Below are 609 nucleotides of genomic sequence, written 5' to 3' on the forward strand. Positions count from 1 at the left end.
GATGCCGTCCATCTCCGGCATGTTGTAATCGACCAGAACGAGATCGAAGGCGCGCATCCGCGCCTCGTCCAGGGCCGCCAGCGGATCCGAGAAGATGGACGTCGCCGCCTCAAGGTCGTGATCCAGCAGACGTTGCAGCTGGATCAGCACCGCCTGGCTGTCATCGACGACGAGCACGTCCATCTGCCGTTCCCCTGCGGCGCACGTTCTCCGGTCCGAGCCGGGTCCCGCGGCATGGAGAGCTGCGCGCTCCCCTTGAGTTCGAATTGAGAAGTCGCTTCTTGGTCAAGTAATTTTAGAAAAATCTTCCTAATCAAGGGTTAAGTGCATGGCAGCTCTGGACGCGCTGTACTCACGGCCGCATCCCCGGGGCGGGACGCTCCGTTCATGAATTCGAAACCATCGCCGTGCCGCGCGGGACGAAGTCCGGTCCACCGGACATCTCGGCCGCGTGCCGGCGATCGACCTGGTTCATCCGGGCAGGCCATCCGGCGAGGCTGGCGCGGACGGATGAGGGCGCGCATTGACTGTTCGCTGCGCCGCTCCGGGTGGTGTTGCCCGGCCGCGCATCCCGCCCGGTGGAGCGATGCAGCGTCCGGTCGCCGAGCG

2 protein-coding genes are annotated in these 609 nt (G+C 65.2%); both read right to left on the bottom strand.

The window, feature by feature from the left end; genetic code table 11:
• The coding region (locus VQ02_RS33485) for a response regulator (RefSeq protein WP_048448597.1) at positions 1–183 on the bottom strand (183 nt) is incomplete at its 3' end.
• 202 nt (positions 184–385) lie between these two features.
• On the bottom strand, positions 386–609 hold a 224-nt coding region (locus VQ02_RS38890; RefSeq protein WP_209437104.1), incomplete at its 5' end, for a hypothetical protein.

Origin of the sequence: Methylobacterium variabile, assembly GCF_001043975.1 — a bacterium.
Lineage (GTDB): Bacteria > Pseudomonadota > Alphaproteobacteria > Rhizobiales > Beijerinckiaceae > Methylobacterium > Methylobacterium variabile.